Origin of the sequence: Streptomyces sp. NPDC050263, assembly GCF_040655955.1 — a bacterium.
Classification (GTDB): Bacteria; Actinomycetota; Actinomycetes; order Streptomycetales; family Streptomycetaceae; genus Streptomyces.
Genome location: NZ_JBFAKW010000079.1, coordinates 1 through 25,728, shown reverse-complemented (window position 1 = coordinate 25,728; position 25,728 = coordinate 1). Strand labels below are relative to the sequence as shown.

The window sequence follows — 25,728 nt, the reverse complement described above, 5'->3', positions numbered from 1 at the left end:
CCCCGGAGGCCTCCCAGCCCACCGTCGTCCTGCCGACCCCGGCGCGGCCGCCGATGAGCAGGGCCTCCGCACGGTGCGCGCGCCCGACGGCCGTCACTCCCGGTCACCGTCGTCCTGCCGGAGCGACCAGGTGCGCAGCAGGACTTCCCGGCCCTTGGCCTGCCGGGCCACGGGCGCGTCGTCCGCGAGCGCGAACCCGCACGCCCGGGCCACCGCCTCACTCGCGACGTTCCCGCGCTCGATGCACAACACCACGCGCCGCGGCCGCAGTTCGCGCACCGCGAGTTCCGTGATCAGACGCACCGCCCGGCCGGCGAGCCCCTGCCCGCGGTGTCCGGCGCCGACCCCGTAGGCGAGTTCGGCGTCCCGCTCGTCGGCCGTGCTGCGGAACAGCAGTACCTCGCCCTTGGGGCGCCCGCCGTCCGTGGTGACGGCGAGCTGCGCCGTCCGTCCTTCGGCCCGGCTGCCGCGCGCCCGGTCGAGGTAGGCGCGGGCGGCCGCCGCGTCGAAGGGCGAGACGACCGGGGTCCACCGGGCGATCTCGGGGTCGTCGTACAACTCCACCAGGTCCTCGAGATCGTCGTCGGTCCATTCGCGCAGCGTGATCCCCGGCCCGTCGAGCCGCAGCGGCGCGGGCGGCACGACGAAGCTGCTGTTGGTCTCCATGCTTTTGTCGGTCTCCATGCGGCGATCCTGGTCAGTGGGCCCCTCACTTGACATGCAGGTAATTGCCTGCATAACGTTGGGTGTGCGATCAGAAGACGACCCGGTGGCGGACCCGGGCATGGACAAGGCCTTCAAGGCGCTGGCCGACGACACGCGCAGACGGCTTCTGGACCGGCTGCACGAGCGCAACGGGCAGACCCTGGGCGAGCTGTGCGCGCACATCGACATGGCGCGCCAGTCCGTGACCCAGCACCTGGCCGTCCTGGAGGCCGCCCACCTGGTCGTGACGGTGCGGCGGGGGCGGGAGAAGTTGCACTACCTCAATCCGGTCCCGCTCCACGAGATGCAGGAGCGGTGGATCGACAAGTTCGAGCGCCCGCGGCTGCGCCTGCTCTCCGACGTCGGACGACGAGCCGAGGAAGCCATGACCGACAAGCCCACCTTCGTCTATGTCACCTACATCGCCAGTACGCCGGAGCGGGTCTGGGACGCGCTCACCGACGCCGACCTGACCGCCGCCTACTGGGGCCACAGCAACGTCTCCGACTGGCGGCCCGGCTCCCGCTGGGAACACGTCCGCACGGACGGCACCGGCATCGCGGACGTCGTCGGCGCCGTCGTCGAGAGCGAGCGTCCGACCCGGCTGGTCACCACCTGGGCCGCGCCCGACGAGGAGGGCCGGCCGGACCGGCACTCCCGGGTCACCTTCGACATCCGGCCGCACGCCGACATCGTCCGCCTCACCGTGACCCACGAGGATCTGAACGACGAGGGCGAACTCGCCGACGTCTCGGGCGGCTGGCCCGCGGTCCTGTCCAACCTCAAGTCCCTCCTGGAGACGGGCCGGACGCTGCCCCAGGAGCCGTGGCTGGTCCCGGGCCGCTGAGGCGCACGGCGCGGCGGGGCAGGCGCGGCGCAACGGCCGGGTCGGCCCGCGGGTGCGGGTCGACCCGGCCGTCTTCCGGGTGGTGGGCGGGGGTTACGGCGTCGGCGTGCTCTTCGCCGCCGTGGCCGTGCACATCAGCCCCAGGATCAGGGCCAGGGCGCCGATGATGATGTTGTTGACCGCGACACCCGCGTCCGGGCTGTCGCCGACGACCCACGGCGCGATGATCATCCAGATGCCCGCCGCGCACATGGCCCAACTGAGGCCGTACATACGGGCGGGAGCCGCGGTGAATCCGAGGCCCAGCAGGCCGATCGCGATGCCCACGATCAGGTTGTGGGTCACGAGCGCGGGCTGGCTGGCGGTGTAGTGGAGTATCCACGGGGACACGGCGCAGTACAGACCGAGCAGGAACACCGGTCCGTCCACGAGCGCCACATCACGACCACCGAGCATGCGGGCGTACCGCGCCTGCATCTCGGAGACATCGGGGTGCGTCGACATGTCACCTCTGGTGGGCGAGACGTTGGCCATGATTCGTCTCCTTTGACTTTCAGGGCCCGACCGCTTCGGTGCGGTGTGCGGTAAGTGCCGCGCATGTTCATTCTGCGCTTATTCGGCTTTTATGTGTAGAGGTGGGACGCACCCGCACCCGTGGTTTCAGCCCAGCTGCTTCAGCAGCTCGACGGCGAGCGGAGCGGAGGAGGCCGGGTTCTGGCCGGTGACCAGGTTGCGGTCCACGACCACCTTCGGCGCCCACGGCTCACCCACCTGGACGTCGACGCCCGCCTCGGCCAGCCGGTCCTGGAGCAGCCACGCGGCCTTCTCGCCGAAGCCCGCCTGGATCTCCTCGGCGTTGGTGAACGCGGCGACCCGGTAGCCCGCGAAGGCGTTGGCGCCGTCCTCCCGCACCGCGGCCAGGAGCGCGGCCGGGCCGTGGCAGACGACGCCCAGCGGCCTGCCCGAGTCGAGGGCGTCCACGAGGAGCCGGCCCGACACGGCGTCGACGGCCAGATCCTCCATCGGGCCGTGCCCGCCGGGGTAGAAGACGGCCGCGTAGTCGCCGAGGTCCACATCCTCCAGGCGGATCGGCTCGCGCAGTTCGCTCATCGCGGCGAGCGTGGCGGCGATCCGGTCGGCGCCCTCCTGTCCGCCGTTCAGCTCGGCGGCGAGGCTGCCCTTGTCCACCGTCGGGACGACGCCGCCGGGCGTGGCGACGACGACCTCGTGACCGGCTGCCCGGAACGCCTCGTAGGGCGCGGCGGCCTCCTCGGCCCAGAAGCCGGTGGCGTGCTGCGTGCCGTCGGCGAGCGTCCAGTGGTCGACGCCGGTGATCACGAAGAGGATCCTGGCCATGGTGTTGCTCCCGGTGTGTGAGGGGTCCCGAGGGGTTCCGCGGGTTGTTACGAGGTGAACGTAGGCCGTGCGAGGCGAGGGAATCCAATGGGGATCGGGTTCCCTGGGAATATCGACCACTATCGAGTGTTATTGGGCACCTATCTGCATAGCCAAAAAAGTGAGTAGGCTGGGCTGCTGGTTCCACACCCGCGTTCCACCCACCGCACGGGGGCTGCCCATGTCCGGCACGGAAGTCCACTACACGCGTTACGTGGCCCTCGGCGACAGCCAGACCGAAGGGCTCGGCGACGGCGACGACAGCACCGGCCTGCGCGGCTGGGCCGACCGGTTCGCCGCGCGCCTCGCCGACCACAGCCCCGGCCTGGGGTACGCCAACCTGGCCGTGCGCGGCAGACTGGCGGGCCAGGTGCACGCCGAGCAACTCGGCCCGGCGCTCGCGCTGCGTCCCGACCTGGCCACCGTCGTCGCCGGGGTCAACGACCTGCTGCGCCCCCGCTTCGACGCCGACGAGGTCGCCGGCCACCTGGAGGCCACGTTCGCCGCGCTGACCGGACAGGGCGCCCGCGTCGCCACCGTCACCTTCCCGGACCCCACCCGGCTGATCCCGCTCGCCCGGCCCCTCGCCCCGCGGGTCCTCGCCCTGAACGCCCGCATCCGGGAGGCGGCCCAGCGGCACGACGTGGTCGTCGCCGACGCCGGCCGGCACACCGTGGTCACCGACCCGCGGCTGTGGAGCCCGGACCGGCTGCACGCCTCCCCGCTCGGTCACGAACGGATCGCCGCCGCCGTCGCCCACGCCCTCGGCCTGCCGGGCAGCGACGACTCCTGGACCCACCCGCTGCCCGCCCCGCCGCACCCCGTCCGGTCCGGTCCGCGGGCCGGCCTCGGCGAACTGCGCTGGGCCGCCGGATTCCTGGGCCCCTGGGTCGGCCGACGCCTGCGCGGCCGCTCCTCCGGCGACGGCCGCACCGCGAAACGACCCGCGCTCCTGCCCCTGCACGAGTGAGCGCGGCGCGCCGGGCGGACGGAATTCATCCGGGTCCGAGGCCGAGCCCCCGCCCCCTCCTGAAGCGCGCGAGCCCGTCGGAGAGGTCGACGACCCGATCCGGGTAACCGGCCGCCGCCGCCCGGTCCGGGCCCCGCAGTCGCCACGGCTCGTGCACCGCCCCGCCCGCGACCCCCGCCAACTCGGGCACCCAGCGCCGGACATACGCCCCGTCCGGGTCGTACCGCCGCGCCTGGGCGACGGGGTTGAGAACCCGGTTGGGCCGGGAATCGGTGCCGGTGCCCGCCGTCCACTGCCAGTTGAGCTGGTTGTTGGCCACATCCCCGTCGACCAGCAGGTCCAGGAAGTGCCGGGCGCCGATCCGCCAGTCGACGTACAGCGTCTTGGTGAGGAAACTCGCGGTCAGCAGCCGGCCCCGGTTGTGCATCCAGCCCTCCTCGCGCAGCTGCCGCATCGCCGCGTCCACGACCGGATAGCCGGTACGGCCCTCCCGCCACGCCTCGATGTCCGCGCCCGCCGTCCGCTCCGTACGCCAACGATCCCGCCGGGGGCGGTAGTCGGCGGCGGCCGCGTCCGGCCGTGCGGCCAGCACCTGGCGGTGGAAGTCGCGCCACGCGAGCTGCCGCACGAAGGCCTCGGCGCCCGGGCCGCCCACGGCCCGCGCCCGGTGCACGAGTTCGACGGGGGAGACGGTGCCGAAGTGCAGATGGGGCGAGAGCCGGGACGTCGCGTCGCCGGCCAGGTCGTCGTGCCGGTCCGCGTACACGGCGATGCCGTCGCGCAGCCAGCCGGCGAGCCGCGCGCGACCCCCGCTCTCCCCGCCCGGCACCGGGCCCCGGTACGAGGGCAGCGGCTCGGAGACGACGTCCTCCGGTACCCGCACGGTCCGGGGCGCGCCGAGCGCGTCGCGCAGCGGCTGCCGCGACCAGTGCCGGAAGTACGGCGTGAACACGGCGAAGTGGTCCGACGCGGCCGGAGTCAGCACGCCGGGCGCGACCGCGGTCGTCACCGTGTCGTGCACGTGCAGGCGTACGCCCGCCCCCTCCAGCGCGCGCCGCAGTCGCTCCTCGCGGCGCTGCGCGTACGCGCTCACGTCGGCCGACACATGCACCTCGCCGACGCCCGCCTCGGCGGCCACCCGGCACACCTCTTCCACCAGGTCCCCGGAGCGGACCACGAGCCGCCCGCCCCGGGCCCGCAGACCCGCGTCGAGATCCCGCAGACAGTCGGCGAGGAACGCCAGCCGGTTGGGCGCGGCGAACCCGGCCTCGGCCACGGCCCGGTCGCGCACGAACAGCGGCACCGTCCGCCGGGATCCGGCGAGGGCGGCGCGCAGCGGCGGATGGTCGTGCAGCCGCAGATCACCGGTGAACAGGACGAGCGAGACGTTCATGGTGGCCGATCATGACCGACGGCGGGCGGCGTCCGCGGACGCCGCGCGCGGGCCCGGCCGAGAGGCCCCGACATGATCGCGCCGATCCCGGGCAGGCGCACTTGTGACGACAGTCGTCCGCGACACGGCCGGAGGTGTCCTCGCTATGCGCGCGAAGGTGTTGGAGCGGTTTCCCGCGGGGGCTCCGCGCGGATCCTGGCCGGCGGAGGAGTACGCGGCGCGCCGACGGGCGGAGGGGGAGCCCGCGACCGTGGTGATGGACCTGAACGCGGACGCGTTCCTCGTCGTGGTCCCGGCGTCCGACGAGGACTGAACGCCCGCAGCGTTCAACGGTCCGCGATACGAGACCGGTCGGGTTTTCCTTGACTGCCGTCGGCGACGGCTGCCACGATCATGGGCATGATGATGCGACTGGACCTCACGCGGCGACGCCATGTCGACCTCGCGCGCGTCTCCAGCGCCTCCTGTTGCGTCGCGGCCTGATCCCCTCCGAGATCCGCCGCGCTTTTCGATTTCCTGCCTGATTCCCGCCTGATTCCACCTGAATCCGCCGTGTCCGCGCGCCTTTTGGCATGCGTGCAACCCGGCGTCGAGGCGCGCCCTGGATTCGGCGTGCCCGAAACATGCCGCAACAGGACTGCACAGCGCACCACCGCGCCGACTGCACTGCATCGCATCGTGAAAGAGGACCCATGGCCACCGTCCTGTCCGTCTCCGGCAGCCCCTCCGCCTTCTCCCGCACCGGCCGCCTGCTGCGCCACCTCGACCAGCGGCTCGCCGCCCAGGGCCACGAGGTGATCCCGCTCGACGTCCGGACGATCCCGGCCGAGGCCCTGCTCGGCGCGGACTTCCGGCACCCGGCGATCGTCGAGGCGACCGATATGTTCGCGCGCGCCGACGGCGTCGTCGTGGGCACGCCCGTCTACAAGGCGTCCTACTCCGGAGTCCTCAAGGCGCTCCTCGACCTGCTGCCGCAGTACGCGCTCACCGGCAAGACGGTCCTGCCGCTGGCCACCGGCGGCTCCACCGCCCATGTCCTGGCCATCGACTACGCCCTGCGTCCCGTCCTCAACTCCATGGGCGCGGCCCACATCGTGCAGGGCTGGTTCACCCTCGACAAGGACATCACCGCCCACGAGGACGGCTCGGTCGCGGTCGCCCCGGGCGCCGCCGAGGCGCTCACCCAGGTCGTCGACCAGTTCTCGGCCGCGCTGGGGCGGACGCCGTACCTGGCCGCGGCGAGCTGAACTCCAGCCCCCACCTCGATCGGAGACCCCCATATGTCTCTCACCTTCCACTGGTTCCTCCCCACCAACGGCGACAGCCGCCATGTCGTCGGAGGCGGTCACGGGACCCCTGCCACCGCCTCCGGACGGGACCGGCCGCCGACGGTCGCGTATCTGAGCCAGATCGCCAGTGCCGCCGAGGACCTCGGCTTCGTGGGGGCGCTCACCCCGACCGGGGCCTGGTGCGAGGACGCCTGGCCGGCCTGGGCGGAGGCGGACCGACTGCTCGCCGGGTTCGACGCGGAGACCGTGAAGTCCGTGCAGGCCGGGCTGGCGCGCAGGGAGTCCGAGGGACAGCGGCGGATGCTCGCGCTGCACGGCGGCGGACGTGACGGGCTGGAGATCCACCCCAATCTCTGGGCCGGGATCGGTCTGGTGCGCGGGGGCGCGGGGACCGCGCTGGTGGGGAGCCACGAGGAGGTCGCCGAGCGGATCAAGGAGTATGCGGCGCTGGGCATCGAGGAGTTCGTGCTGTCCGGGTATCCGCACCTGGAGGAGGCGTACTGGTTCGGGGAGGGGGTGCTGCCTCGGCTGGCGGGGGAGGGGCTGTGGGAACACCCTGCGGGGCGGTGGGCGGATTCGGCGCAGGTGCCGTTCTCCGGCTGAGAGGTGAGAGCTGAGAGGTGAGAGCTGAGAGCTGAGGGCTGAGAGCTGAGGGCTGAGAGCTGAGGGCTGAGAGCCGGGGGCTGAGAGCCGGGGGCTGAGAGCTGCGACGGGCGTCCGCGGTGCGTCGGCGGGTGCGGGTCCGCGGCGGCTGATCGCGCGGTTCCCCGCACCCCTACCGGACCAGGGCGTTCACATGTGACCGGCGTGACTCCCGCGTCTGGCCCTGGACCAGGAGGAACAGGGACTCCCTCGCCAGGCGTTGGGCGCTGTCGGTCAGGAGCATCGTGCGGCCGCCGCCCGTGACCACCGCTGCCGTGGTCGCTGCCCGCATCACCTCGCAGGCCTGTGTCTTGAGGGCCAGACGTTCCACCAGGTGCTCCTGGGCCGGCGCGGTGTCGGCCAGGGCGTAGGCCCGGTCGCGGATCTCGGTCAGGCGGGTGCGCAGGGGCGCCGCCGTGTCCTCGTCCAACAGGGTCAGGGCCGTCTTCGTGATGCCGAAGACCGCCGGGTTGGCGTTCACCGTCTTGAGCCGGTCCGCCGTCGACCAGGTCTCGTACGGGGTGCGCAGGGCCACCGCCTCCTCGGGGAGCCACAGGCCGTCCAGTGCGAGGGAGACCGTGCGCGCCGCGGTGAGCGCGGCGAGGCGCAGCGGCGCCGAGGCCCGCAGGCCCGGCTGCTCCCGCGCCTCGGCGAAGGCGAACAGCGCCTCGCCCGCCTCGGTGATCCCGGCGAGCAGCATCACGTCGTTCAGGCCCCACCCCGTGTACCAGGGCACGGTCCCGTCGAAGCGCCAGCCGCCGCGCTCACGGGCAGCCCGCACGGGCGTGCGCGGGTACGCCCGCAGATGCGCGTACGCCACCCCGGACAGCAGCTCCCCGGTGGCCAGCCGGCCGAGCAGGCGCTCGCGCACCGGGCCCTCGCTCCTGACCAGCGTCAGCACCGGCGTGTGGTGCTGCGTCTGCACGAACCAGGTCGAGCAGCAGGCCCCGGCCAGGATCTCCGCCGTCTCGCGCACCACCGCGCCGGGCGCCGCGGCCCCGCCGTACTCGTGCGGCGCGTTCAGGCCGAGCAGACCCGAGCGCCTGATCTCCGTCAGATGGCCGACGGGGACTTCCGCCTGGTCGACCTGTTCGGCGTGCGGGGCGAGCAGGTCGTCGGCGAGGCGGCGGGCCTGGGCGAGGAGGGGGTGCGCTGAGGTCATGAGCAAGATTCTTTCCCGATTCCCGGTGTGGGGTGTCGATCCGGGGGACTGCCGTTCGTGTAGGAGGTGACACAGACCGAACGACGCCAAGGAGGACGTCATGCAGCACTACCTGCTCAGCGTGATCCAGCCCACCGGCGGTGAGCCGCCCGCCCCCGACGAGCTGGCGGAGATCATGCACCGGGTGGAGGCCTACAACGACGAGCTGCGCGCCGCCGGGGTCTGGGTCTTCGCCGGCGGACTGCACGGACCGGAGACGGCCACCGTGCTGCGTCCCGAGGACGGCGACGTGCTCATCACCGACGGCCCGTACGCCGAGGGCAAGGAGTACCTCGGGGGCCTCTGTCTGATCCGGGCCGCCGACCTGGACGAGGCCCTGGAGTGGGGCAGGAAGGCCGCCCTGGCCATCACCCTCCCCATCGAGGTACGCCCTTTCGTCGGCACCCACTGAACGGTGTCCGACACCACCGACGTCGAGACCGTCTTCCGTGCCGAGTACGGGCGCGCGGTCTCCGTCCTCGTCCGCTTCCTCGGTGACATCGACCTTGCCGAGGAAGCGGTCCAGGACGCCTTCACCACCGCCGTGCGGCGCTGGCCGGAGACCGGCGTGCCGCCGAGCCCGGCCGGCTGGATCATCACCACCGCCCGCAACCGGGCCGTCGACCGGCTGCGCCGCGAGTCCACCAGGGACGCCCGGCAGGCCGAGGCCGCCCTGCTGCTCGCGGCCGACCCGCCCGTGGAGGAGGGCCCTGTGCGCGACGACCGGCTCCGTCTGATCTTCACCTGCTGCCACCCGGCGCTCGCCCCGCAGGCGCGGGTCGCCCTCACCCTGCGGCTGCTCGGCGGCCTCAGCACCGCGCAGATCGCCCGCGCCTTCCTCGTTCCCGAGCCGACCATGGCCCAGCGCCTGGTCCGCGCCAAGGCGAAGATCCGCGACGCGCGCATCCCGTACCGCGTGCCGCGCGACGCCGATCTTCCCGACCGGCTGAAGGGCGTGCTCGCGGTCGTCTACCTGATCTTCAACGAGGGGTACGAGGGCGATCCGGGCCTCTGCGCGGAGGCCGTGCGCCTCGGCCGGCTCCTCACCGAGCTGATGCCGGACGAGCCCGAGGCCACCGGGCTGCTGGCGCTGATGCTGCTGGTCGAATCCCGCCGCAGTGCACGCGGGACGGCCGACGGCACACTCGTCCCGCTGCCCGAGCAGGACCGGGGCCGCTGGGACCGGGACCTGGTCGCCGAGGGCCAGGCGCTCGTCCGTCGCTGCCTGCGCCGCAACCGGCCCGGGCCGTACCAGATCCAGGCCGCCGTCCAGGCCGTCCACAGCGACGCGCCGACCCCCGCCGAGACCGACTGGCGGCAGATCCTGAGCCTGTACGACCAGCTCATGGCGCTCGCCCCGAGCCCGGTGGTGGCCCTGAACCGGGCGGTCGCCGTGGCCGAGACCGAGGGGCCGGGGCGGGCCCTCGCCCTCGTCGACGCGCTGGACCTCGGCGGCTACCACGTCTGGCACGCGGTCCGCGCCGACCTGCTGCGCCGCCTGGACCGCGCCGCCGAGGCAGCCGTGGCCTACGAGGCGGCCGTCGCGCTGAGCGAGAACCCGGCGGAACGCGCCTTCCTCGAACGGCGGGTGCGTGAACTCGCCCGCCGGGCCCCTTGAGGACCCTCCCCGCCCCGGGAATGTATTTTGGTACATGAAAGGTTGGCATATACACCGAGCTGACCGCTCGCACCCGGAACACCCGGAAAACCCGGGCCGACCCCGAGAACCCAGGGCCGACAGGCCCGCGCACCCCAGCGAGGCACCGTGACCACCGCCGCCACCCCCGAGCAGCCCGCCGACGTCGTCGCCCGGCTGCGCGCCACCTTCCGCACCGGCCGCACCAAGCCCGTCGCCTGGCGCACCGATCAGTTGCGCCGGCTGCGCGACCTGCTGACGAAGGACGGCGCCGTACTGGCCGCGGCCCTCCACGCCGACCTGGGCAAGAGCTCCACCGAGGCCTACCGCACCGAGATCGACTTCACGGTCCGCGAGATCGACCACACCCTCGACCACCTCGACGAGTGGCTGCGCCCCGAACCCGCCCCGGTCCCGGCCCACCTGGGCGCCGACGCGCGTGCCTGGACGCAGGTCGACCCGCTCGGCGTCGTCCTCGTCATCGCGCCCTGGAACTACCCCGCGCAGCTCCTGCTCGCCCCGCTGGTCGGCGCCCTCGCCGCCGGCAACGCGGTGCTCGTCAAGCCCAGCGAGCTCGCGCCCGCCACCTCCGCCGCCCTGGCCCGGCTGCTGCCGGCCCATCTCGACACCGACGCGGTCGCCGTCGTCGAGGGCGGGGTCCCGGAGACCACCGCTCTGCTGGCCGAGCGCTTCGACCACATCTTCTACACCGGCAACGGCGCCGTCGGCCGGATCGTCCTGCGCGCCGCCGCCGAGCACCTCACCCCGGTCACCCTCGAACTCGGCGGCAAGTCCCCGGCGTTCGTCGACCGCGACGCCGATCTCGCCGTCGTCGCCGACCGGTTGGTCCGCGGCAAGTTCCTCAACGCAGGGCAGACCTGCGTCGCCCCCGACTACGTCCTCACCGACCCGGCGACGGCCACCGCCCTCGAACCCCTGCTCGCGCGCGCGGTCGAGGCCGTCTACGGCGCCGACCCGCAGACCTCCGGCGCATACGGCCGCATCGTCGACGAACGCCACTTCGACCGGCTCGCCGGGCTGCTCGGCTCCGGCCGGATCGTGGTCGGCGGGGCCAACGACCGTACGGACAAGTACATCGCGCCGACCGTCCTCGCCGACGTCGACCCCGCCTCGCCCGTCATGCGGGAGGAGATCTTCGGCCCGATCCTGCCGATCGTGACCGTCGACGACCTGGACGAGGCGATCGCCTTCATCAACGACCGCGACAAGCCCCTGGCTCTGTACGTGTTCACCGAATCCGACGACACGCGCGGCCGCGTCGCCGCCGAGACCTCCTCCGGTGGACTCGGCCTGGGTCTGCCGCTCGCCCATCTCACCGTCTCCGACCTGCCGTTCGGCGGAGTGGGCGAGAGCGGGATGGGCAGCTACCACGGGCGCTACTCCGTCGAGACGTTCGGCCACCGCAAGGCGGTGCTGGAGAAGCCGCTGCACTGACGCCCGTCGAGGCCGGGCGCCGCGGGCACCTGGAACCTCGGCGATCCGCGGGTCGGCCGCATCGGCTTCGCCGCGATGCGCCGCGTCTCGAGGACGAGGAACTCGGTGCCCCGGACGCCGCTCACCGCGGGTCCTGAACGACCCACACCCCGTCCCGCATCAGGTGCCGCCGGGGGAGCTCATGAACCTCGCGCCAGGCCTGGACCGCCGTCGGGCGCATCCGGAACCAGGCGTACTCCGCGCGCTCCCGGCGCGGATCCCAGCCCGTCTTCGCCAGGAACGCCTCGGCGGCGGCCGCCGGCGCCTCCCGCGCCGCGTACGTCCGCACCTCCGCGTCGACGAGCACCACGTCCAGGGTGTCCCCGAAGGCCAGCCGGGCGCGTCGGCCGTCCCGGAGGTTGCGGCCCGTGGGGTTGGTGGGCCGCGTGGCCAGCCACAGGTGCTCGCCGTCCCAGACGAACCACAGGGGGACGAGACACGGCAGGCCCTCCCGGTCGGCCGTGGCGACCCAGACGTCGATCTCTCGTTCCAGCCGGTCCAGGACCTCGCGCTTGCGCCGCTCGGGACTGCGGGGCGGCTCTGTGATCTTCATCTCCGGGACGGTAACGGGGAAGCGAGCCGCCCGCCTCGGGCCACGGCCCGGCCTTCACCTCGGACTCGCGACCTAGGTCCGGCCCGGGCCGTGTCCGCAAAGTCCCGCCCGCCCCGCGACGCCCGGCACGCCCTCTCGCCGCACCGGGCGAATGTCCGAGTACGCCCAGCACGAGGGCTTCCGCCCGGCACGCCGGGAGCACGCTCCCCCACGCTCGCCTTCGCCCCCGCGGGGGGACCCCGATGACGCCGCGTGGCCCGCCCTGCGGGCGAACGGCAGGACGTTGCGCACACGACCCGGGACCTGTCCGGAGCGCCCTCGCGGAGGCGACTGGCGCGGGGGACGTTTTACGTATAACCTCTCCCGACGATCGCCCCTCCCGCCCCTCCCGCACGCACCCCGAAAGGCCCCGATGAGTCGTATCGCCCTGGTCACCCTCGTCGTCGACGACTACGACGAGGCGATCCGCTTCTACACCGAGGCGCTCGGCTTCCGGCTCGTCGAGGACGAACCCCGCCCCGACGGGGCCCGCTGGGTCGTCGTACGGCCCGGGGAGCGTCAGGACGGCGTCGGACTGCTGCTCGCCCGCGCCAAGGGCGAGGCCCAGCGCGCCCGCGTCGGCGACCAGACCGGCGGCCGCGTCGGGTTCTTCCTGCACACCGAGGACTTCGCCGGCGACCACGCCCGGATGCTCGCCGCCGGCGTGACCTTCCTGGAGGAGCCCCGCCACGAGCCGTACGGCTCCGTCGCCGTCTTCCAGGACCTGTACGGCAACCGCTGGGACCTGCTCCAGCCCGCCGCCGCCTGAGAACCGCCTGCCGAAACCCGAACCGCCTGCCGAACCACCTGCCGAGGAACACGCACATGACCGCGCCCACCGCTCCCCGCATCGACACCGACACGCTCCGCCGGCTCCCCAAGGCCGTCCTGCACGACCACCTCGACGGCGGCCTGCGCCCCGCCACCGTCGTCGAGCTCGCGGAAGCGGTCGGCCACACCCTGCCCACCACCGACCCCGACGCGCTGGCCGCCTGGTACTTCGACGCGGCCAACTCGGGTGACCTGGTGCGTTACATAGCCACCTTCGAGCACACCCTCGCCGTCATGCAGACCCGCGAGGGCCTGCTGCGCACCGCCGAGGAGTACGTCCTCGACCTCGCCGCCGACGGCGTCGTCTACGCCGAGGTGCGCTACGCCCCCGAGCTGAACACCAACGGCGGTCTCACCATGGGCGAGGTCGTCGAGACCGTCCAGGAGGGCCTCGCGGCGGGCATGGCCAAGGCCGCCGCCGCCGGCGCCCCCGTCCGCGTCGGCACCCTGCTCTGCGGCATGCGGATGTTCGACCGCGTCCGCGAGGCCGCCGACCTGGCCGTCGCCTTCCGGGACGCCGGCGTCGTCGGCTTCGACATCGCCGGCGCCGAGGACGGCTTCCCGCCCGCCGACCACCTCGACGCCTTCGAGCACCTGCGCCGCGAGAGCGTCCCCTTCACCATCCACGCCGGCGAGGCCCACGGGCTGCCGAGCATCCACCAGTCCCTCCAGGTGTGCGGCGCCCAGCGCATCGGGCACGGCGTGCGCATCACCGAGGACATCGTCGACGGCAAGCTGGGCCGACTGGCCGGCTGGGTGCGCGACCGCCGGATCGCCCTGGAGATGTGCCCCACCTCCAACCTCCAGACCGGCGCCGCGACCTCCATCGCCGAACACCCGATCACCGCGCTGAAGGACCTCGGCTTCCGGGTCACCCTCAACACCGACAACCGGCTGGTCTCCGGCACGACCATGACCCGCGAGATGTCGCTGCTCGTCGAGCACGCGGGCTGGACCCTGGAGGACCTGCGCACGGTCACGGTGAACGCCGTCAAGAGCGCGTTCATCCCGTTCGACGAGCGCAAGGCCCTCATCGAGGACGTCGTCCTGCCGGGTTACGCCGCGCTCTGAAGCAGACCGCGGACATAGGCGGCCTGTCCGACGTGCTGGAGATCGTCGGACAGGACGCTGACCAGCCGTACGCCCAGCGTGACCGGCGGATCCCAGCGCTCGTCCACGACGCGCTCCAGGTCCGCCGCCGTGAGCGTGCGCAGCGCCGTCAGGCTCTGCGCGTGCACGGCGTCGTGGTACCCGGTCAGCAGGCCGCCCTCGGACACCCGCACCTTCGCGACCTGCGCCGCGCTGTGTCCGTACCCGGTGTCATGGCGCGGCAGGTCCAGGCCGAACCGCTTCTCCCAGTCCTGGGCCAGCCACACCTGGTCGAGCCCGAAGGCGTCGGCCAGGTGGTCGTCCTGGACCCGGGTGAGGTGCCAGACCAGCCAGGCGATCGAGTTGGCCGAGTCGCCGGGCCGGGCGCCCAGGCCGTCGGGGTCCAGGCCCTCGACGGCGGCGTGGACCTCTTCCTGGATGCGGTTGTACCCGTCGATGAGGATGTCCTTCGCATGCATACGTCCACCATCGCGCAGCACGCGCTCACGCGCCCCCTGTTTCCAGCAGCCCCATCAGCGCCCGGGCCGCCGGACTGGTCGCGCGGGCGGGCGGCAGCAGGGCGACCGTCTCGTACCGCGCCTCGCCGACGCCCTTGAGGGCGAGCGCGGTGAGGGACTCGCGCTTGTGCCGGAAGTGGCGCGGGACGACCGCGACGCCGAGGTTCTCGTCCACCAGGTCCAGCAGACTGTGCACGTCGTTGACCTCCAGGGCGACCGTGCGCCGCACCCCCGCCTCGGCGAACGCGGCGTCGGTGGCGCGGCGCGGGCCCCAGTCCGGGTGGAAGTCGACGAACACCTCGCCGGCCAGGTCCTGCGGAGTGAGCGCCGCCGCCCCGGCGAGGCGGTGGTCGGGATGGCACAGCACGTACATCGGCTCGGTGGCCAGCGGTACGCAGCGCAACTGGTCGGTGTCCGTCTGGGTGCGGTAGGCGAAGGCCAGGTCGAGCCGGCCGGCCGCCACCTCCTCGCCCAGCGCGCCCGAGCCGGTCTGCCGCAGTCGGATCTCCACGTCCGGATGCCGCCGCCGGAACGCCGCGAGCACCCCCGCCACATGCACCCCGGCGATGCACTGCTCGGTGCCCACGGACAGGGTGCCGCGGACCACGCCCTGCACGGCGGCCACCGCCTCGTGGGCGGCCCGCACCTGTGCCAGAACCCGCTCCGCCTCGGCGAGCAGCGCCCGGCCGGCCTCGGTCAGCGTCACCCGCCGGGTGGTCCGCACGAAGAGGGGCGCGCGCAGCTCCCGCTCCAGCGCGCGGATCGACGCCGACAGGCCCGACTGGGAAACCATCAGGCGCTCGGCGGCCCGGGTGAAGTGCTGGTCCTCGGCGACCGCGACGAAGTGTTGGAGGTGGCGCAGTTCCATGATTGAGAAGCGTATCCGCTGAATCTCATCGGATTCTTCTGTTGGACCACTGCTGTGGGCAGCGCCAGAGTGGATGACACCTGCTGAAACTGATCTCCTGGAGACGCGTTGTACACCGCACACCCCGACCGCTACGCGGACATGCCCTACCGGCGCACCGGACGCAGCGGCCTGAAGCTCCCCGCGCTGTCGCTCGGACTGTGGCACAACTTCGGCCCGGCGGACCGCACGGTCGAGACGCAGCGGGCCATCCTGCGCCGCGCCTTCGACCTCGGCGTGACCCACTTCGACCTGGCCAACAACTACGGCCCGCCGCCCGGCGCCGCCGAGTCCGCGCTGGGCGAGGCCCTCAAGGCGGACTTCGCGCCCTACCGGGACGAGCTGATCATCTCCACGAAGGCCGGCTACCTGATGTGGCCCGGCCCGTACGGCGAGTGGGGCTCGCGCAAGTACCTGCTGTCCTCTCTGGACCAGAGCCTGACCCGGATGGGCCTGGACTACGTCGACGTCTTCTACTCGCACCGCCCCGACCCGGAGACTCCCCTGGAGGAGACGATGGGCGCCCTGCACTCCGCGGTGCAGCAGGGCAAGGCGCTCTACGTCGGCGTCTCGAACTACTCGGCGGAGCAGACCCGCGAGGCCGCCCGGATCCTCGGTGAGCTGGGCACCCCGCTCCTCATCCACCAGCCGCGCTACTCGATGCTCGACCGCCGCCCGGAGAGCGAGGGCCTGCTCGACGCCCTGGACGAGCTCCAGGTCGGCTCGATCGTGTTCTCGCCGCTGGAGCAGGGCCTGCTGACCGGCCGCTACCTGGACGGCATCCCGGAGGACTCGCGCGCGGCGAGCGACAGCCCCTTCCTGAACTCCGAGGCGCTGACCGAGGAGCTCGTCGGCAAGCTGCGGGCCCTCGACGACATCGCCAAGTCCCGGGGCCAGTCCCTCGCCCAGCTCGCCCTGGCCTGGGTGCTGCGCGGCGGCCGGGTGACCTCCGCGCTGGTCGGCGCGAGCAGCGCCCGGCAGATCGAGGACAGCGTCGGCGCCCTGGGCAACCTGGACTTCGAGGACGCCGAGCTGGCCCGGATCGACGCGGTGATCAACGGCTGAGCCGCTCCGTCAGCCGCACGGTCACCGAGTCGCCTCCTGCTTTCCGATGGCCTTGCGCACCTCGGCCTTGACAGGGAGCCGGGCTCTTGCGCAGGACGGTCGTGAATTCGGCGTCCAGTGTTCCGTTTGTGCTCATGATCTGCTCCGCTCGCGGTGATCCCTTTACGGGTGGACCGCCGCGAGCGGAGCAATTGATCGCCTTGGCGCGCGTTTCGGCCTCGAAGCCGTCAGCCACGGCGTTTTCGTCACGCTCAGTATTCGCGGGTACGGGGAAGTCAGCCCGTGCCGAGGCCGTCGATCCTGGTCAGGACCGGGATAGGCGGCCTTCGTCGATCCGGCGTGTTCGCCGGGTGATCGGCCTGCCCGCGCCCGCCACCCTGGTCGATTTTTCGTCAGGAAATGACGTCGTGCCCGGGTGCTCGCCGTATTTCGGCCATGAGCGTCGGCGAATATGCCAAGAGACTGGCCGGAAAGTCATGGTGACACTGTTTCAGTAGTGAACATACTCGAACGTCAAGGCACTTCACTCACAGGAGCCGCACGGAAGCGAGGCGCAACCGACACGCGAGCACCGGGGGAGAGGGACGTGCACGACGAATTCCTGTGCCATGTCACGGCGTACGGAGTCTGCGACGGCCGGCGCATCGGTGTACCGCTCGGCACCTACCGGGCGCCGACGCTGGCACTCGCCCTGTGGTGGCTGCGCGACCGGGCGTCCTGGATGGCCGAACGGCTGGATCCGCAGCCCGAGAGCGAGCACTTCCCGCAGGGGGCTCTGGTCCCGGTGGCCGACACCGTGCCCGACGTGCCGGCGCTGCTGCGGGCCTGGTGTGCGGACGTGGCCCGACAGGAGCTGGTGGCCGACGAGTTGGCCGGCGGCCGGCTCGTGCGGATCGCGGTCGGCGACGAGACGACCGAGTACGAACTGCTCGCCGAGTCCATCGACGCGCTGCGCATGCAGCGGACCGTCCCGGCCCTCGTCGTGTCCGTCGGCTGACGTCCGTCACGGATCTCCCCGTCGGGCACATAAGGTCATCAATCGATAGAATTAGGGCATGGCGGATCGTCCGGTCTCCTCGACTGCGCCCGAACTCGTGCTGGAGACCGAGTCGGGCTCCCTGGTGTTGTTCCCGGGCCACGACTACCACGTCGGCCGGGACCCGCTCAGCGACGTCGTCATCGACGACACCCGAGTCTCCTGGCATCACGCGGTGCTGCGGCCCGAGGGCGACCACTGGACCGTCGAGGACGAACACAGCACCAACGGCACCTTTGCCGACGGCCGCCGGATCCGCGAGTGGGGCGTCGGCCCCGGCAGCGTGATCCACTTCGGCAGTCCCTCCGACGGGCCGTACGTCTCCCTGTCGGACCGCCGTCCACGTGTGGCGCAGCGCCCGACGGCCGTCTCCATGCCGGCGCTGACCAGCACCTTCAAGCAGCCCACCAACGTCCGGCCGATGCCGACGAGCACCGTCCGCATCGGCCGCGCCACCGAGAACGACCTGGTCGTCGACGACCTCGTCGTCTCGCGCCGGCACGCCGAACTGCGCACCCTGCCCGACGGCGGCCACGAGATCCTCGACCTGGGCAGCCACAACGGCACCTACCTCAACGGCTCGCCCGTCACCCGCGCCCCGCTCGGCCCCGGCGACGTCGTCGGCATCGGCCACTCGGCGTTCTGCCTGGTCGGCGACGAGCTCCAGGAGTACGTCGACACCGGCGAGGTCTCCCTCGACGTCCAGGACCTGAGCGTCACCGTCGACCGCGGCCGCAAGGTCCTGCTCGACGACGTGTCCTTCCCGGTGGGCGAGAAGTGCCTGCTCGCGGTCGTCGGACCCAGCGGCGCCGGCAAGTCCACCCTGCTCAACGCCCTCACCGGCCAGCGCCCCGCCGACCACGGCACGGTCGTCTACGACGGGCGCGACCTCTACCGCGACTACGCCGAACTGCGCCAGCGCATCGGACTGGTCCCGCAGGACGACATCCTGCACGCCCAGCTCACCGTGCGCGCCGCCCTCTCCTACGCCGCCGAACTACGCTTCCCGCAGGACACCGCCAAGGCCGAGCGCCGCGAACGGGTCGAGGAGGTCATCCGCGAACTGGGTCTCGAGGAGCGCGCCGAGCAAGCCGTGGACAGCCTCTCCGGCGGCCAGCGCAAACGGGTCAGCGTGGCCCTGGAACTGCTGACCAAGCCGTCGCTGCTCTTCCTCGACGAGCCGACCTCCGGTCTCGACCCCGGCATGGACCGCTCGGTGATGCACATGCTGCGCGGCCTCGCCGACGACGGCCGCACGGTCATCGTCGTCACCCACTCCGTCCTCAGCCTCGAGGTGTGCGACCGGCTGCTGGTGCTCGCGCCGGGCGGCAAGGTCGCCTACTTCGGCCCGCCCGACGACGCCCTCGCCTTCTTCGGCTTCGACCACTGGCCCGAGGCGTTCGAGGCGTTCGAGGGCGACCACGACCGGGACTGGGCGGGGGAGTTCCGCGAGTCGCCGTTCCGGCGGGAGTACGTCGTCAACTCCAGCGAGCAGCCCAGGCTGCCGCGCTCCGGCCCGGTGATCGTCCTGCCGCCGCCCCGGCCGCGCAGCAGGGTCGCCCAGCTCGGCACCCTGATCCGCCGCTACTCGGCCGCGCTCGGCGCAGACCGCACCTTCCTGGCCATCATGATCGCGCTGCCGTTCATCATGGGCGCCATGGACCGCGCCCTGGCGGGCAGCAAACTCGTCCTGGACAGCGCGATGGACGCGCTGCTCATCCTGTGCGTCGGCGGCGTGCTCACCGGCGCCGCCAACGCCGTGCGCGAACTCGTCAAGGAACGCGTGATCTACCAGCGGGAGCGGGCCGTCGGCCTGTCCAGATCGGCGTACCTGATGTCCAAGGTCGTCGTGCTGGGCACGATCACCGTCGTCCAGGCGGTGGTGCTGACGCTCGTCGCCCTGCTCGGCGTCGACCTCAACGCACCGGGCGGCAAGGGCGTGTTGATGCCGCCGCTGCTGGAGATCACCGTGGCCGTCGCCATGCTCTCCTTCGCCGCGATGATGCTCGGCCTCCTCGTATCCGCGCTCGTGCGCAAGGAGGAGGTGACGATGCCGCTGCTGGTGCTGATCGCCGTCGTCCAGGTGGTCTTCTGCGGCGCGCTGCTGAAGCTCGACGGCAAACCCGTACTGGAGCAGCTGGCCTATCTGGTGCCGGCCAGGTGGGCGTTCGGCGCGATGGCCGGCACGATCGATCTGGCCCGGATCGTGCCCGGCGCCAAGACCGCGGATCCGCTGTTCGAGCACTCGGCGGGGGTGTGGCTGCTCAACATGGGCATGCTCGTCGTGCTCTCGGTGGTCTTCGGATTCGTCGTGTCCCGGCTGCTGCGCCGCCACGAGCCCGTCGTGATGCGGAAGTAGGCGCGGCCGATGACGACTCCCGGATTCCGTCCCACGCACGTCGTCCCCCAGCACGGCATGCCCGCCTGGGAGGCCCCCGACCCGGCCCGGCCCACCGTGCCGCTCGACGCGCTGCTGCCCGTCCGGCTCATGGAACGGCGCGGCGACTGGGCGCACGTGCTGTGCTCCAACGGCTGGTCGGCCTGGGTCGACGGCCGCTTCCTGGTCGCCGTCCCCCAGGACCCGCCCCGCTCCGACGGCCCCCTCGCGACCGCCGCCGACCCGCGCCCCCTCCTCGGCCGCGCCGAACAGTCCCTCGCCCGCTACCGGGCGGCAGTGGAGGAGGTGGCGGACGGCGGCCTCGACGGCGAGTCCTTCCGCCGCCGCACCCACGGGCTGCGGATCGGCGTGGTCGTCGACGGCGAGGACATGTGGCTGTACGACTCCGCCCGCAGACGCTGGGTGTACGGCGACGGCACCCGCCTCAGCACCTACGCCACGGACCGGGCGCCCGAGGGGGGCGACGCGTTCGACGCGAGGGACGTGACCGGTGCGACCGCCGACACCGACGCCACCGACGTGCTCGACGACCAGTCCCACGCCCCCACCCGGATCGTGCGCCCCGACTGGGAACCCTGATGCCACGCGGCACGAGCCCGTTCTCCGGCCGGCCCTCCGAACTGGTCGGCCGGCAGATCGCCGGCTACCGCATCGAGCGCGAGATCGGACGCGGCGGGATGGCTGTCGTCTACCGCGCCCGTGACCTGCGCCTGGACCGCACGGTCGCGCTCAAACTGCTCGCCCCGGAACTGGCCCGCAACGACACCTTCCGCAAACGGTTCACCCATGAGTCACGCGTGGCCGCGGCGATCGACCACCCGCACATCGTGCCCGTGTTCGAGGCGGACGAGACCGACGGCGTGCTGTACATCGCCATGCGGTACGTCGAGGGGAGCGACCTGCGCCATCTCCTCGACCGCGAGGGCCCGTTGCCGCTGCAGACCGCCGTCCGGATCGCCGCGCAGGTCGCCTCCGCGCTGGACGCCGCGCACGATCACGGGCTCGTGCACCGTGACGTCAAGCCCGGCAACATCCTGGTGTCCCGGGGCACCGACAGCGACCATCCCGAGCACGTCTACCTCACCGACTTCGGCCTGACGAAGAAGTCGCTGTCCCTGACCGGCTTCACCACGGTCGGTCAGTTCGTCGGCACCCTCGACTACGTCGCCCCCGAGCAGATCTCGGGCCGGCCGGTCGACGGCCGCTGCGACGTCTACGGACTGGCCTGCGTGGTCTACGAGTGCCTCGCGTCGCGTCCGCCCTATCTCCGCGACGACGACATGGCCCTGCTCTGGGCCCACCAGAACGCCGACCCGACCCCCCTGACGGAGTTGCGCCCCGACCTCCCCCCGGACATCGACGGGGTGTTCGCCCGGGCCCTCGCCAAGAACCCCGAGTCCCGTCACCCGACCTGCGCCGCCTTCGTCGCGGAGCTGAGGTCGACCGAGACCGGCGGCCACCGCCGCTCCCGCCCCCCGAGGGAGCCGGCCGCCCCCTCGGGCCCCGCCTCCCGCCCGCCGAGCTGGGCCCGCCCGGTCCTCGACCCGCGTCAGCCCTGAACCACCCCGCCGAGCGGCACCCGCCGGGCGGTCACCTTCCGCCGGGCGACCCGCCAGCCCGCGCCGGTCCGCACCACGACGTCGTCGTAGGTGACGGATCCGCACGTGCCGTCCGCCTTGACGCCGAGTCCCTTCGAGCGGGCCCGGACCCGGCCGTCGCCGAGCGATTCGAGGACCACGTTGGTGACGTGATGCGCGACCGGGTTCGCGGCGCCCAGTGCCAGGGCCGCTTCGCGCAGCGCGTCCGGTCCGATGAGGATGCTCTGGCCGAAGTCGGTGAGGTCGAACACGACGTCCGAGGCGAACACCTCGGCAAGCCGGTCGAGGTCGCCTTCGTCGACCAGATGACCGTGCAGCGCGATCAACTCCGTGATGGCCAGGCGGTCTTCGAGAGTCAGTGTCATGGTGTGCACCCTGCCACGCCCGACGCCCGACGCCGGACGCCGCAGTCGTCAGAGCGACGGAGTCTCGCCCCGGCGGTGGACCGGTCGGGCCGCCAGGGCGCCCAGGAAGCCGGTGACCAGGCCCCAGAGGGCGGCGAGGCCGAGGGCGGGCCAGACGTCCGGGTGCAGGAACAGTTCGCCGGACAGGCCGGAGAGGTCGTTGACGCCGAACACGCTCAGGCCGTAGTGCGCGGTGATCCGGCCGATCAGACAGAGCGTCAGCACGGTGAGCACCAGTGCCAGTGCCATGTGCACGGCGTGCTGCCAGGCGCGCATCCGGGCAGGGGAGCGCGCCGCCGTCACGAACGCCGCCCCCAGCAGCAGCACCGCGTCCACCACGACCAGCCACCACACCCGGCCGTCGTACTCGGCCATGCTGCTCAGGTTGAGCGCGGCCGTGTCGTCGCCGCGCAGCACCTCGTCCAGCACCGGTGGCATGGGCAGCCCGAAGGGGCCCTCCACCCGCCCGTTCCAGGTGGCCCCCAGGCCGATGGTGAACACCAGCCACACCACGTTGGGCAGGCCCAGCAGGATCACCGCGAAGGTCTCCCGGGCCTGGCCGCGGGTCGCCGCCACGACCAGGGCGATGACCAGCCCCAGGGCGACGCACGCGAGGAGCAGCACGACCATCGCGTGGGCGGCCGGGCGCACCGACTCCTGGAAGCGCAGCAGCCGGGCGGGCAAGGGAGCCCCGCGCGACACCAGCAACGCCAGTACCAGCACAGCGGCCAGCCACAGCAGCCCGACCAGGAGGGTGAGCGGCACATCCGTGGTGAACCCGACCTTCGGGCGGACGCCGAACAGGTCGCCGAGTTCGCTCAGCGTGTCGTCGCCGAGGTCGACGGTGAAGGTCTTGCGGGCGGCGAGCGCCAGGCCCAGCAGGCCCAGCAGCCACACCACGGCGATCCGGACGGCCCAGCCGACCAGCTCGGGGGCCCCGGCCACCGCCCGGTGCCGCAGCGGCCGCAGGAATCCCGCGCCGACGACGAGCGCCCCGACGAGGGTGACGGACAGCGGCGTCACCGTCAGACCGACCTGGGTGCCGGCGAGCCCGCCCGCGCTGCCGGAGAGCTCGACCGTGCCGCCCACCGCAGTGACGACCGTCGCCGCGACCACCTGGGGAAACGCGTCCTGGGGCAGATCAGAGGCGCCCGCCGCCCACAGCCCCAGCGCGGCCACGACCACCATGGCGATCAGCCCGGCGAGTGCCGCGGCGACCGCCTGAACCCACCCGTGGCGGGATACTGCCTGGTCATGCAGGGTGCGCACGCTCACCCTGTCCACGCTAAGCAGCCCCGGGAGTGTGCGCCTGTCGGGTGGGCCGTCCGCGTCCGGATGACGCTCGGGTGACGCCCGGCCGGCGTCCCGGCCGGCGTCCGACCGGCGTCCGACCGGCGTCAGGCCCGCGTCCCGACCGGCGTCCCGACCGGCGTCCGACCGGCGTCCCGACCGGCGTCCGACCGGCGTCAGGCCCGCGTCCCGACCGGCGTCAGGCCCGCGTCCCGACCGGCGTCAGGCCCGCGTCCCGACCGGCGTCAGGACCGCGTCCGGCTTGCGAGTGGCACCCGTCCGGAGCACACAATGGGTTCGTTGTGGAAGAAAGTGGCGCACATCGGATTATTCGCCACGGGAAACCCACGTCGGGAGTGCTTGTGAGCGTCGAACCGCCGTCATCAGGCCGCCCCACAGAACCCCGCACCGGACAGTCCGGCGGGCAACCGGCCGGCCCGCCCTCCGGACCGCTGTCGGGTCCCTCCGAGCCGCCCTCGCGCTCCTCGGGCCCGCCCTCCCAGCCGCCCACCCCGCCACCGCCCGACGACGGCTCCGACGACTCCTCGGACGGCGGCTGGGAACCGCGACGGCCGTGGTGGCGGTCCGCTCCCCGGATCGCGCTGATCACCACCGCCGTCGTGGCCGCGACGGCCCTCGCCCTGGTGCTCACCCTGCCGGGCGGCGGCAGCTCGAACCAGGCCGGCGAGCTCTTCATGCTGCCGGCCGGCGAGACGGGCCCGGACAGCTACACGGAGTCCCCCACCAGGAGTTCCGCCTCGCCCGCCTCCGTCGCCCCGTCGTCCTCCACCCCGCCCGCGAACGCCGTCCCGGGCGTCGACGGGGGACAGGCCGGACTGTACGGCGGCACCCTCAACGTCTCCAGCTGCGACGTCGAGCATCAGATCAAGGCCCTCACCGCCGTCCCCGCCAAGAACAGGGCGTTCGCGGGCGTCGCCGGCATCGCCCCCTCCCAGGTCCCCGCCTACCTGCGCTCCCTCACTCCCGTGCAGCTGCGCCTGGACACCCGGGTCACCAACCACGGATACCGCGACGGCGCCGCGACCGGCTACCAGGCCGTCCTGCAGGCCGGCACGGCCGTCCTCATCGACGCGCGCGGCGTCCCGAAGGTGCGCTGCGCCTGCGGCAATCCGTTGACCCCGCCCGTCGCCCAGCAGAGCGGCTACAAGCGGACCGGCACCACCTGGCCGTCGTACAGCCCCTCGACGACCGTCGTGGTCAACCCGTCCACGACCGTCATCAAGGTCTTCGTGCTCTACGACCCGAACCCCGACCACCACTGGATCGCCCGACCGCGGGGTGACGACGGCGACAAGGACCGGCCCACGAAACCTCCGGCCAAGCAGACGCCGTCCATCATCGTCGGCAAGCCGAGCCCGTCGACCGGCTCCGGCTCGCCCACCTCGCCGTCGACGTGCGTCCCGCCGCCGTCCGGGAACGCGAACGGCAGGCCCTCGGGCTGTGCGCCGCCGTCGTCGTCCGAGTCGTCCTCGCAATCCCCGTCGTCGGAGTCTCCGTCCTCCGAGCCTCCTTCCTCCAAGCCCCCGTCGTCCGAGCCGCCGTCGTCCGAGTCGCCGGCCTCGGAACCTCCGGGCCTCAACGAGCAGAGCCCCGAACCGCCGTCGTCGGAGCCTCCGAGTTCCGCGCCCCGGAGCGCCGAGCCCCCGAGCTCCGGCTCGCCGCCCGGACCGCTGCCCGAGACCTCCCTCTCCTCGCTGCCCGAATCCCTGACGTCGTCCGCGCCGACGAGCGGCGCACCCGCTGCGTGAGGTGCCGCATGGGCGGCGCGGGGACGGTGTGACGACACGGGGACTGCACGGCCCGGCACGGGGTACGAGCACAGGTGCACATCAGCGTCCGGCCAGTCCGGCCTCCGAGAGAGAAACGCATGATCGAGCACCTGGACGGGGCAGTGATACCGACTGGTTTCGACGTACCCGTGGAACCGCTGCGGCGGGCGGCGCACTACACCGGTGAACCCGGCTGCATAGCCGAGGCCCGTGCCTTCGCCGCCCACTTCGTCGACCAGCTCAGAACGGAGTGGTGCGCCGCGATCGGCACCCGGGCGAGCGGTGAGGTGATGCTGGTGGTCAGCGAGCTGGTCACCAACGCCGACCGGCACAGCAACGGCCCGTACATCCTCGAACTGGAGGGAACGGACGCCTCGGTCACCGTGTGCGTCTACGACAGCAGCGACGCGCTGCCCCTGCGGTTCCCGAAGGACCCCGAGCGCATCGGCCGACACGGTCTGGAGATCGTGCACGCGTTGGCGGCCGAGGTCACGGCCGAACGCGTGCCGGTCGGCAAGCGCGTCCGAGCCGTGGTCAGCTTCGAGAGCTAGTGCCGCGGCAGGCAACGTTCGCCCCGTCGCGACGCCCGGCACGCACTCTCGCCGCACCGGCCGAAAGCCCAAGTACGTCCAGTACGA

General features: G+C 72.7%; 28 protein-coding genes. 18 read left to right on the top strand and 10 right to left on the bottom strand.

All coding sequences use genetic code 11. From position 1 onward, the window contains the following. Positions 1-93: 93 nt before the first annotated feature. A complete protein-coding gene (locus tag AB0J04_RS29530; protein WP_363171615.1) occupies positions 94-684 on the bottom strand; it encodes a GNAT family N-acetyltransferase in 591 nt (196 codons plus the stop codon). A gap of 100 nt (positions 685-784) precedes the next feature. Here AB0J04_RS29530 and AB0J04_RS29525 point away from each other — a divergent pair, with 100 nt between their 5' ends. Beyond that, on the top strand, positions 785-1,552 hold the full coding sequence (locus AB0J04_RS29525; RefSeq protein WP_363171631.1) for a metalloregulator ArsR/SmtB family transcription factor: 768 nt from the start codon (positions 785-787) through the stop codon (positions 1,550-1,552). A 93-nt stretch (positions 1,553-1,645) separates the two neighbouring features. Here the strand turns inward: AB0J04_RS29525 and AB0J04_RS29520 are convergent, their stop codons facing one another. Further along, positions 1,646-2,086 (bottom strand): SPW repeat protein, encoded by a 441-nt coding sequence (locus AB0J04_RS29520; protein ID WP_363171614.1) that lies wholly within the window; start codon positions 2,084-2,086, stop codon positions 1,646-1,648. Positions 2,087-2,212: 126 nt separating this feature from the next. Continuing rightward, positions 2,213-2,908, bottom strand: a complete 696-nt coding sequence (locus AB0J04_RS29515; protein WP_363171613.1) for a type 1 glutamine amidotransferase domain-containing protein — start codon at positions 2,906-2,908, stop codon at positions 2,213-2,215. Positions 2,909-3,128: 220 nt separating this feature from the next. Here AB0J04_RS29515 and AB0J04_RS29510 point away from each other — a divergent pair, with 220 nt between their 5' ends. Further along, the gene (locus tag AB0J04_RS29510) at positions 3,129-3,917 is read left to right on the top strand and encodes an SGNH/GDSL hydrolase family protein (protein ID WP_363171612.1); all 789 of its coding nucleotides are present in this window, start codon (positions 3,129-3,131) and stop codon (positions 3,915-3,917) included. Between the two features lie 25 nt (positions 3,918-3,942). On the opposite strand, the gene AB0J04_RS29505 is transcribed toward AB0J04_RS29510, so the two are convergent. Beyond that, positions 3,943-5,310: a deoxyribodipyrimidine photo-lyase gene (locus AB0J04_RS29505; RefSeq protein WP_363171611.1), complete on the bottom strand. Its 1,368-nt coding sequence runs from the start codon at positions 5,308-5,310 to the stop codon at positions 3,943-3,945. A 145-nt stretch (positions 5,311-5,455) separates the two neighbouring features. On the opposite strand from AB0J04_RS29505, the gene AB0J04_RS29500 reads away from it, so the two are divergent. From AB0J04_RS29500 to AB0J04_RS29485, 4 genes are all read left to right on the top strand, one after another. After that, entirely contained in the window at positions 5,456-5,623 is a 168-nt protein-coding gene (locus AB0J04_RS29500; RefSeq protein ID WP_363171610.1) for a hypothetical protein, read from the top strand. An 80-nt stretch (positions 5,624-5,703) separates the two neighbouring features. Continuing rightward, positions 5,704-5,793 carry a putative leader peptide gene (locus tag AB0J04_RS29495; protein WP_363171609.1) on the top strand — a complete coding sequence of 30 codons (90 nt, stop codon included), beginning with the start codon at positions 5,704-5,706 and terminating at the stop codon, positions 5,791-5,793. A gap of 209 nt (positions 5,794-6,002) precedes the next feature. Continuing rightward, positions 6,003-6,557 carry an NADPH-dependent FMN reductase gene (gene ssuE, locus AB0J04_RS29490; protein WP_363171608.1) on the top strand — a complete coding sequence of 185 codons (555 nt, stop codon included), beginning with the start codon at positions 6,003-6,005 and terminating at the stop codon, positions 6,555-6,557. Between the two features lie 33 nt (positions 6,558-6,590). Continuing rightward, complete coding sequence (locus AB0J04_RS29485) at positions 6,591-7,202, top strand: LLM class flavin-dependent oxidoreductase (RefSeq protein ID WP_363171607.1); 612 nt, start codon at positions 6,591-6,593, stop codon at positions 7,200-7,202. 172 nt (positions 7,203-7,374) lie between these two features. Here the strand turns inward: AB0J04_RS29485 and AB0J04_RS29480 are convergent, their stop codons facing one another. Further along, the gene (locus AB0J04_RS29480; RefSeq protein WP_363171606.1) at positions 7,375-8,403 is read right to left on the bottom strand and encodes an acyl-CoA dehydrogenase family protein; all 1,029 of its coding nucleotides are present in this window, start codon (positions 8,401-8,403) and stop codon (positions 7,375-7,377) included. Between the two features lie 100 nt (positions 8,404-8,503). Between AB0J04_RS29480 and AB0J04_RS29475 the strand changes: the two genes are divergently transcribed. The 3 genes from AB0J04_RS29475 (at position 8,504) to AB0J04_RS29465 (ending at position 11,533) form a co-directional block, all read left to right on the top strand. Next, entirely contained in the window at positions 8,504-8,854 is a 351-nt protein-coding gene (locus AB0J04_RS29475) for a YciI family protein (protein ID WP_363171605.1), read from the top strand. A gap of 3 nt (positions 8,855-8,857) precedes the next feature. Continuing rightward, positions 8,858-10,060: an RNA polymerase sigma factor gene (locus AB0J04_RS29470; protein ID WP_363171604.1), complete on the top strand. Its 1,203-nt coding sequence runs from the start codon at positions 8,858-8,860 to the stop codon at positions 10,058-10,060. 147 nt (positions 10,061-10,207) lie between these two features. Then, a complete protein-coding gene (locus AB0J04_RS29465; RefSeq protein ID WP_363171603.1) occupies positions 10,208-11,533 on the top strand; it encodes an aldehyde dehydrogenase family protein in 1,326 nt (441 codons plus the stop codon). 121 nt (positions 11,534-11,654) lie between these two features. Here the strand turns inward: AB0J04_RS29465 and AB0J04_RS29460 are convergent, their stop codons facing one another. Next, positions 11,655-12,125 (bottom strand): pyridoxamine 5'-phosphate oxidase family protein, encoded by a 471-nt coding sequence (locus tag AB0J04_RS29460; protein WP_363171602.1) that lies wholly within the window; start codon positions 12,123-12,125, stop codon positions 11,655-11,657. A gap of 412 nt (positions 12,126-12,537) precedes the next feature. Here AB0J04_RS29460 and AB0J04_RS29455 point away from each other — a divergent pair, with 412 nt between their 5' ends. Next, positions 12,538-12,933 carry a VOC family protein gene (locus tag AB0J04_RS29455; protein ID WP_363171601.1) on the top strand — a complete coding sequence of 132 codons (396 nt, stop codon included), beginning with the start codon at positions 12,538-12,540 and terminating at the stop codon, positions 12,931-12,933. Positions 12,934-12,989: 56 nt separating this feature from the next. Continuing rightward, the gene (locus AB0J04_RS29450; RefSeq protein ID WP_363171600.1) at positions 12,990-14,066 is read left to right on the top strand and encodes an adenosine deaminase; all 1,077 of its coding nucleotides are present in this window, start codon (positions 12,990-12,992) and stop codon (positions 14,064-14,066) included. On the opposite strand, the gene AB0J04_RS29445 is transcribed toward AB0J04_RS29450, so the two are convergent. Together AB0J04_RS29445 and AB0J04_RS29440 are read right to left on the bottom strand one after the other, a co-directional pair. Next, positions 14,051-14,563 (bottom strand): DUF664 domain-containing protein, encoded by a 513-nt coding sequence (locus AB0J04_RS29445; protein ID WP_363171599.1) that lies wholly within the window; start codon positions 14,561-14,563, stop codon positions 14,051-14,053. The genes AB0J04_RS29450 and AB0J04_RS29445 overlap by 16 nt on opposite strands. A 25-nt stretch (positions 14,564-14,588) precedes the next feature. Continuing rightward, positions 14,589-15,470: a LysR substrate-binding domain-containing protein gene (locus tag AB0J04_RS29440; RefSeq protein WP_363171598.1), complete on the bottom strand. Its 882-nt coding sequence runs from the start codon at positions 15,468-15,470 to the stop codon at positions 14,589-14,591. 108 nt (positions 15,471-15,578) lie between these two features. Here AB0J04_RS29440 and mgrA point away from each other — a divergent pair, with 108 nt between their 5' ends. From mgrA to AB0J04_RS29415, 5 genes are all read left to right on the top strand, one after another. Continuing rightward, positions 15,579-16,574, top strand: a complete 996-nt coding sequence (mgrA, locus tag AB0J04_RS29435) for an L-glyceraldehyde 3-phosphate reductase (protein WP_363171597.1) — start codon at positions 15,579-15,581, stop codon at positions 16,572-16,574. Positions 16,575-17,160: 586 nt separating this feature from the next. Next, on the top strand, positions 17,161-17,571 hold the full coding sequence (locus AB0J04_RS29430) for a hypothetical protein (RefSeq protein WP_363171596.1): 411 nt from the start codon (positions 17,161-17,163) through the stop codon (positions 17,569-17,571). Between the two features lie 58 nt (positions 17,572-17,629). Further along, on the top strand, positions 17,630-19,969 hold the full coding sequence (locus tag AB0J04_RS29425) for an FHA domain-containing protein (RefSeq protein WP_363171595.1): 2,340 nt from the start codon (positions 17,630-17,632) through the stop codon (positions 19,967-19,969). Between the two features lie 9 nt (positions 19,970-19,978). After that, the gene (locus tag AB0J04_RS29420) at positions 19,979-20,587 is read left to right on the top strand and encodes a hypothetical protein (protein WP_363171594.1); all 609 of its coding nucleotides are present in this window, start codon (positions 19,979-19,981) and stop codon (positions 20,585-20,587) included. After that, positions 20,587-21,567, top strand: a complete 981-nt coding sequence (locus AB0J04_RS29415) for a serine/threonine-protein kinase (RefSeq protein ID WP_363171593.1) — start codon at positions 20,587-20,589, stop codon at positions 21,565-21,567. Before AB0J04_RS29420 ends, AB0J04_RS29415 begins: the two co-directional genes overlap by 1 nt. On the opposite strand, the gene AB0J04_RS29410 is transcribed toward AB0J04_RS29415, so the two are convergent. Both AB0J04_RS29410 and AB0J04_RS29405 read right to left on the bottom strand, forming a co-directional pair. Next, on the bottom strand, positions 21,558-21,971 hold the full coding sequence (locus AB0J04_RS29410) for a nuclear transport factor 2 family protein (RefSeq protein WP_363171592.1): 414 nt from the start codon (positions 21,969-21,971) through the stop codon (positions 21,558-21,560). The two genes, AB0J04_RS29415 and AB0J04_RS29410, sit on opposite strands and share 10 nt — an antisense overlap. A gap of 48 nt (positions 21,972-22,019) precedes the next feature. Beyond that, on the bottom strand, positions 22,020-23,285 hold the full coding sequence (locus tag AB0J04_RS29405; RefSeq protein WP_363171591.1) for a streptophobe family protein: 1,266 nt from the start codon (positions 23,283-23,285) through the stop codon (positions 22,020-22,022). Positions 23,286-23,662: 377 nt separating this feature from the next. Between AB0J04_RS29405 and AB0J04_RS29400 the strand changes: the two genes are divergently transcribed. Together AB0J04_RS29400 and AB0J04_RS29395 are read left to right on the top strand one after the other, a co-directional pair. Further along, a complete protein-coding gene (locus AB0J04_RS29400; protein WP_363171590.1) occupies positions 23,663-25,069 on the top strand; it encodes a DUF6777 domain-containing protein in 1,407 nt (468 codons plus the stop codon). A 119-nt stretch (positions 25,070-25,188) separates the two neighbouring features. Further along, on the top strand, positions 25,189-25,641 hold the full coding sequence (locus AB0J04_RS29395) for an ATP-binding protein (RefSeq protein WP_363171589.1): 453 nt from the start codon (positions 25,189-25,191) through the stop codon (positions 25,639-25,641). The last annotated feature ends 87 nt before the right edge of the window (positions 25,642-25,728 follow it).

Bases quoted from the DNA above. Each gene is read 5' to 3' on its own strand.
- AB0J04_RS29420 (WP_363171594.1), top strand. From the start codon at position 19,979: ATGACGACTCCCGGATTCCGTCCCACGCACGTCGTCCCCCAGCACGGC.
- AB0J04_RS29515 (WP_363171613.1), bottom strand. From the start codon at position 2,908: ATGGCCAGGATCCTCTTCGTGATCACCGGCGTCGACCACTGGACGCTC.
- AB0J04_RS29445 (WP_363171599.1), bottom strand. From the start codon at position 14,563: ATGCATGCGAAGGACATCCTCATCGACGGGTACAACCGCATCCAGGAA.
- AB0J04_RS29500 (WP_363171610.1), top strand. From the start codon at position 5,456: ATGCGCGCGAAGGTGTTGGAGCGGTTTCCCGCGGGGGCTCCGCGCGGA.
- AB0J04_RS29520 (WP_363171614.1), bottom strand. From the start codon at position 2,086: ATGGCCAACGTCTCGCCCACCAGAGGTGACATGTCGACGCACCCCGAT.
- AB0J04_RS29415 (WP_363171593.1), top strand. From the start codon at position 20,587: ATGCCACGCGGCACGAGCCCGTTCTCCGGCCGGCCCTCCGAACTGGTC.
- AB0J04_RS29510 (WP_363171612.1), top strand. From the start codon at position 3,129: ATGTCCGGCACGGAAGTCCACTACACGCGTTACGTGGCCCTCGGCGAC.
- AB0J04_RS29475 (WP_363171605.1), top strand. From the start codon at position 8,504: ATGCAGCACTACCTGCTCAGCGTGATCCAGCCCACCGGCGGTGAGCCG.
- AB0J04_RS29455 (WP_363171601.1), top strand. From the start codon at position 12,538: ATGAGTCGTATCGCCCTGGTCACCCTCGTCGTCGACGACTACGACGAG.
- AB0J04_RS29440 (WP_363171598.1), bottom strand. From the start codon at position 15,470: ATGGAACTGCGCCACCTCCAACACTTCGTCGCGGTCGCCGAGGACCAG.
- AB0J04_RS29505 (WP_363171611.1), bottom strand. From the start codon at position 5,310: ATGAACGTCTCGCTCGTCCTGTTCACCGGTGATCTGCGGCTGCACGAC.
- AB0J04_RS29485 (WP_363171607.1), top strand. From the start codon at position 6,591: ATGTCTCTCACCTTCCACTGGTTCCTCCCCACCAACGGCGACAGCCGC.
- AB0J04_RS29395 (WP_363171589.1), top strand. From the start codon at position 25,189: ATGATCGAGCACCTGGACGGGGCAGTGATACCGACTGGTTTCGACGTA.
- AB0J04_RS29460 (WP_363171602.1), bottom strand. From the start codon at position 12,125: ATGAAGATCACAGAGCCGCCCCGCAGTCCCGAGCGGCGCAAGCGCGAG.
- AB0J04_RS29495 (WP_363171609.1), top strand. From the start codon at position 5,704: ATGGGCATGATGATGCGACTGGACCTCACGCGGCGACGCCATGTCGAC.
- AB0J04_RS29480 (WP_363171606.1), bottom strand. From the start codon at position 8,403: ATGACCTCAGCGCACCCCCTCCTCGCCCAGGCCCGCCGCCTCGCCGAC.
- AB0J04_RS29525 (WP_363171631.1), top strand. From the start codon at position 785: ATGGACAAGGCCTTCAAGGCGCTGGCCGACGACACGCGCAGACGGCTT.
- AB0J04_RS29410 (WP_363171592.1), bottom strand. From the start codon at position 21,971: ATGACACTGACTCTCGAAGACCGCCTGGCCATCACGGAGTTGATCGCG.
- AB0J04_RS29425 (WP_363171595.1), top strand. From the start codon at position 17,630: ATGGCGGATCGTCCGGTCTCCTCGACTGCGCCCGAACTCGTGCTGGAG.
- AB0J04_RS29530 (WP_363171615.1), bottom strand. From the start codon at position 684: ATGGAGACCGACAAAAGCATGGAGACCAACAGCAGCTTCGTCGTGCCG.
- ssuE (WP_363171608.1), top strand. From the start codon at position 6,003: ATGGCCACCGTCCTGTCCGTCTCCGGCAGCCCCTCCGCCTTCTCCCGC.
- AB0J04_RS29450 (WP_363171600.1), top strand. From the start codon at position 12,990: ATGACCGCGCCCACCGCTCCCCGCATCGACACCGACACGCTCCGCCGG.